The organism is Kluyvera sp. (genome assembly GCF_965301105.1).
Genome location: NZ_CBDKZX010000151.1, coordinates 1 through 4,425, shown reverse-complemented (window position 1 = coordinate 4,425; position 4,425 = coordinate 1). Strand labels below are relative to the sequence as shown.

Genomic DNA, 4,425 nt, shown 5'->3' with positions numbered 1-4,425 from the left:
GCCCGACGAGCTACCAGGCTGCTCCACCCCGCGTCCGTGGATGCGCACTATACTCTGCTGAGCATTTGTTGCAACCCATTTTTGATATAAAGCTCTCATTTTTTTATGAGTTGTGCGTATTAGGCACAATCTGAACGTTTTTTGTTCGAAATTATGACGGGCTGCGCAATCGCATTTCAATACCCCTGGCGGTTTGTTATCTTCAGCGGGCACTTTCGATTATGCGGAATACAAAACACCATGAAAGGACGTTGGGTAAAATATGTGGCAACGGGGGCAATGCTGGCAATGCTGGCCGCCTGTTCGTCAAAACCGACCGATCGCGGTCAACAGTATAAAGACGGGAAATTCACCCAGCCTTTCTCTTTAGTCAATCAGCCTGATGCCGTCGGCGCGCCGATTAACGCGGGCGACTTCGCGCAGCAGGTGGGCCATATCCGTAGCGCTTCGCCGCGCCTGTATGGCAATCAGAGCAACGTATACAACGCCGTGCAGCAGTGGCTGCTTTCCGGCGGCGATACCCGTACCCTGCGCCAGTATGGTATCGATGCCTGGCAGATGGAAGGGACCGACAACTACGGCAACGTGCAGTTTACCGGTTACTACACGCCAGTGGTGGAAGCGCGCCATACGCGTCAGGGCGAATTCCAGTATCCGATTTACCGTATGCCGCCGAAGCGCGGCAAGCTGCCGTCTCGCGCCGGGATTTACGCTGGCCAACTGAGCGATGCTTATATTCTTGCCTACAGCAATTCGCTGATGGATAACTTCATCATGGACGTGCAGGGCAGCGGCTATATCGATTTCGGCGACGGCTCGCCGCTGAACTTCTTCAGCTATGCCGGCAAAAACGGCTGGGCTTATAAGAGCATCGGCAAGGTACTGATCGATCGCGGGGAAGTGAAGCGCGAAGATATGTCGATGCAGGCCATCCGTCACTGGGGCGAAACCCACAGCGAAGCGGAAGTTCGCGAACTGCTGGAACAGAACCCGTCGTTCGTCTTCTTTAAACCGCAGTCTTTCGCCCCGGTGAAAGGTGCCAGCGCTGTGCCGCTGGTCGGGCGTGCGTCGGTGGCGGCTGACCGTAACGTGATCCCGCCGGGTACCACGCTGCTGGCGGAAGTGCCGCAGCTGGATAACAACGGCAAATTTAACGGTCAGTACGAGCTGCGCCTGATGGTGGCGCTGGATGTCGGCGGCGCGATTAAAGGCCAGCACTTCGACATCTATCAGGGCATCGGCCCGGATGCCGGACACCGTGCAGGCTGGTATAATCACTACGGACGCGTATGGGTGCTGAAGTCATCCGGCAGCGCGGGTAACGTATTTAGCGGCTAATGGCCCGATGGCGTATCCGGTCTACACATTAGCGCGTAGGCTGGATAAACGAAGCGCCATCCGGCAGTGGAATGGCGCTCAGGGCGGCATTGTCCGCTCTTTTTGTTTTTAACTCTGAGGTTCTATGTCTGTGGTTATCAGTGACGCCTGGCGCCAGCGTTTTGGCGGCACGGCACGTTTATACGGTGAAAAGGCGCTGCAGGTGTTTGCCGATGCGCACGTTTGCGTGGTTGGGATTGGCGGCGTGGGCAGTTGGGCGGCGGAAGCGCTGGCCCGCACCGGTATCGGCGCTATCACGCTGATTGATATGGATGACGTGTGCGTGACCAACACCAATCGCCAGATCCATGCGCTGGGCGGCAACGTTGGCCTGGCAAAGGCTGAGGTGATGGCTGAACGTATTCGCCTGATTAATCCCGAATGCCGTGTGACCGTCATTGACGACTTTGTGACTCCGGATAACGTCGCGGAATATCTGGGCGTGGGCTACAGCTATGTGGTGGACGCTATCGATAGCGTGCGCCCAAAGGCGGCGTTGATTGCTTATTGCCGTCGCTATAAAGTGCCGTTGATCACCACCGGCGGCGCGGGCGGGCAAATCGACCCGACGCAGATCCAGGTGAGCGATCTGGCGAAAACCATCCAGGATCCGCTGGCGGCCAAGCTGCGCGAGCGGCTGAAAAGCGATTTTGGCGTGGTGAAAAACAGCAAAGGTAAGCTGGGTGTGGACTGCGTCTTTTCCACCGAAGCGCTGGTATACCCGCAGTCCGACGGTTCCGTGTGTGCGATGAAAAGTACCGCTGAAGGGCCAAAACGGATGGACTGCGCCTCAGGCTTTGGCGCGGCGACGATGGTCACCGCGACCTTCGGTTTTGTCGCGGTATCCCATGCGTTGAAAAAGATGCTCGCGAAAGCGGAGCGTCAGGCCAGCGCCTGACGCGCGGCATCAATCATTGCGTCATTCAGGGCCGTCAGGCCCTGACTGCGTGAGGCGCTCAACTGGCCGCGTAACCCGAGCTCATCGAAAAAGTCGAGCGGGCTGGTAGCCAGAATCGCTTCCGGGCGTTTGCCTTCCGCGGCGGTCAGCAGCACCGCCAGCAGGCCGCGCACGATCCTGCCTTCGCTATCGCCAAAGAAATGCAGCGTTCCATCAGCCTCCAGCGAGTAGCCCAGCCAGACGCGGTTTTCACAGCCGGGAATCTCTTTGGCCTGCGCTTTGAGATCGTCCGTCAGCGAGGGGAGCTGTTTGCCCAGCAGAATCAGCTGCCGGTACTTCTCTTCCCATTGGCTAAGTGCGCCAAACTGTTGCCGTAATGCCTCAGGCGTTACGGTGGTGCCGAACGGGTGTTCGGCGAGCAAAGGAGTCGTCATTAATCCACCAGAAGTTCGAGCGCACGGTCAACGGCGTTGACCAGCGCGTGTACATCGTCTTGCGTATTATAGGGGGCGAACGAGGCGCGCAGCGTGCCGCTGACGCCCAGTGCCGCCAGCAGCGGCTGTGCACAGTGCTGGCCGGCGCGCAGGGCAATCCCGTATTCCGCCAGCAGCGTCACCATGTCACTGTGATGAACACCCGCAAAATCAAAGGCTAACAGGCTTGAATCCTGGCAGCGGAAGGAGCGGAACCCCGGGCGTTTTGCCAGCTCATCTTCCGCCAGCGTCGCTAAGCCCCGGCTCCAGGATTCGGCCTGCACGATATCCACCTCAGACAGCCATTCCAGCGCCGCGCTCAGGCCAATGACGCCCGCTACGTTCGGCGTGCCTGCTTCCAGGCGGTACGGCACCGGCTGGGTGGTAAAGCCGTTGAAGGTCACTTCGCTAATCATTTTGCCGCCGCCCAGCCACGGGGCCATGGCATCCAGCAGTTCGCTCTTGCCATAGAGTACGCCGATGCCGGTCGGCCCGTAGAGCTTATGGCCGGAAAAGGCATAGAAATCGATATCCAGCGCCTGCACGTCCGCCGGGAAGTGCACCGCGCCCTGTGCGCCGTCAACCATCACCACCATACCGGCCTGATGGGCGAGAGTAATCGCGCGCGCCAGATCCGGACAGCCGCCGGTGACGTTCGACATTTGCCCCAGCGCCAGAATGCGGCTGCGCGAGGTGATCAGCGTGGTGAGTTGTTCGACGTCCGGCAGGCGGTTAGCGCCAAGAGGCAGTTGCACCACCTTCGCGCCAGTCTGCTCCGCGACCATCAGCCAGGGCACCAGGTTCGCGTGGTGCTCGGCGGTGCTGACGATAATTTCGTCGCCCGGCTGCAGGCGCGGGCGCGCGTAGCACTGGGCCACCATATTGATGGCTTCCGTCGTGCCGCGCGTCCAGACAATGTCTTTGCCGCGAGGGGCGTTTAGCCAGCGGGCGACCTGATCGCGCGCGGCTTCGTAGCGCGCGGTCAGGCGCTGGGCTTCGGCGAACTGGCTGCGATGGACGTTCCCCGCGCTCAGCGAGTAGAACTGGTTTGTCGCCTCGATCACCGCCTGGGGTTTTAACGCTGTGGCGGCGCTATCAAGGTAAACCCCGGCATCGTGCAGGGCGGGAAATTGCGCGCGAAACTGCGCGGGGTTGAAAGCGTTCATGGTATTCCTCGGTTCAATCAACCGATCGTGGCGCAAAATGAGCATTGATACAAGGTTTGTGCCAATCCTCGGAATCGTCTGGTTCTGCTGGCACTATCCGACCAGTGTCTTATGCTAAATAACGTTAGGCAAATATTTTCGCCTGTTATGAAATGAGCTTTAGATAGCATAAATCGCTAAAGGAGAAGAAGATGAAAAAGACTGCCGCAATGATTTCTGCCTGTATGCTGACGTTTGCCCTGAGTGCCTGTTCTGGCCCAAACTACGTGATGCACACCAACGATGGTCGTAGCATTGTTTCCGAGGGCAAACCGCAGACCGATAAAGACACCGGTATGATTTCTTACACCGATGCCAACGGCGTGAAACAGCAAATCAACCATAGCGATGTGAAAGAGATGGTGGCGCTGGAGAAATAGCGCGCCGAATCGCAGGCAAAAAAAAGCACCGCAATTAGGCGGTGCTACATTAATCACTATGGACAGACAGGGTAAATGTACAGGAAGTGAAA

The 4,425-nt window shown here is 58.3% G+C and carries 5 protein-coding genes; 3 read left to right on the top strand and 2 right to left on the bottom strand.

Going from position 1 to position 4,425, the window contains the following annotated elements; all coding sequences use genetic code 11:
• The first annotated feature begins 240 nt into the window (after positions 1–240).
• Complete coding sequence (gene mltA / locus ACW14G_RS22380) at positions 241–1,338, top strand: murein transglycosylase A (RefSeq protein WP_065358098.1); 1,098 nt, start codon at positions 241–243, stop codon at positions 1,336–1,338.
• A gap of 124 nt (positions 1,339–1,462) precedes the next feature.
• Entirely contained in the window at positions 1,463–2,275 is an 813-nt protein-coding gene (gene tcdA, locus ACW14G_RS22375) for a tRNA cyclic N6-threonylcarbamoyladenosine(37) synthase TcdA (RefSeq protein WP_064543045.1), read from the top strand.
• Here tcdA and csdE read toward each other — a convergent pair.
• Positions 2,260–2,709, bottom strand: coding sequence for a cysteine desulfurase sulfur acceptor subunit CsdE (gene csdE, locus ACW14G_RS22370; protein WP_249022821.1), 450 nt, complete (start codon positions 2,707–2,709; stop codon positions 2,260–2,262). The two genes, tcdA and csdE, sit on opposite strands and share 16 nt — an antisense overlap.
• Positions 2,709–3,914 (bottom strand): cysteine desulfurase CsdA, encoded by a 1,206-nt coding sequence (gene csdA, locus ACW14G_RS22365; RefSeq protein WP_249022822.1) that lies wholly within the window; start codon positions 3,912–3,914, stop codon positions 2,709–2,711. Before csdA ends, csdE begins: the two co-directional genes overlap by 1 nt.
• A gap of 191 nt (positions 3,915–4,105) precedes the next feature.
• Here csdA and ACW14G_RS22360 point away from each other — a divergent pair, with 191 nt between their 5' ends.
• Entirely contained in the window at positions 4,106–4,333 is a 228-nt protein-coding gene (locus ACW14G_RS22360) for a YgdI/YgdR family lipoprotein (protein ID WP_163446322.1), read from the top strand.
• Positions 4,334–4,425: the final 92 nt, after the last annotated feature.

Coding starts and splice junctions, on each gene's coding strand:
- mltA (WP_065358098.1), top strand. CDS start 241: ATGAAAGGACGTTGGGTAAAATATGTGGCAACGGGGGCAATGCTGGCA.
- tcdA (WP_064543045.1), top strand. CDS start 1,463: ATGTCTGTGGTTATCAGTGACGCCTGGCGCCAGCGTTTTGGCGGCACG.
- csdE (WP_249022821.1), bottom strand. CDS start 2,709: ATGACGACTCCTTTGCTCGCCGAACACCCGTTCGGCACCACCGTAACG.
- csdA (WP_249022822.1), bottom strand. CDS start 3,914: ATGAACGCTTTCAACCCCGCGCAGTTTCGCGCGCAATTTCCCGCCCTG.
- ACW14G_RS22360 (WP_163446322.1), top strand. CDS start 4,106: ATGAAAAAGACTGCCGCAATGATTTCTGCCTGTATGCTGACGTTTGCC.